Source organism: Bradyrhizobium cosmicum (assembly GCF_032290525.1).
Lineage (GTDB): Bacteria > Pseudomonadota > Alphaproteobacteria > Rhizobiales > Xanthobacteraceae > Bradyrhizobium > Bradyrhizobium cosmicum_A.
In genome coordinates, this window is record NZ_JASXTA010000560.1 from 1 (window position 1) to 239 (window position 239).

The 239-nt window shown below is 60.7% G+C and carries 1 pseudogene; it reads left to right on the forward strand.

Annotated elements, in window-relative coordinates:
• Positions 1 to 239, forward strand: a pseudogene (locus QSV46_RS40935) (aminoglycoside phosphotransferase family protein); the annotation flags it as partial.

The following is a 239-nucleotide window of genomic DNA, read 5'->3' on the forward strand; positions in this document are numbered from 1 at the left end:
GGTCTACCAGCTCGTTACCGACGACGGCCCGCTGGTGCTCAAGCGCTATTTCAAAGATGCGCGCGACAACCGCGACCGACTCGGCGCCGAGTGGAGTTTCATCAGTCATGCATGGTCGCGCGGGATTCGCATCGTGCCGGAGCCACTTGCATGCGAAAGGACTGAGCAGGTCGGGCTCTACAGTTTCGTGCAAGGGCGCAAGCTTGCTGTGTCCGAACTCACAGCAGACCACGTGGAAG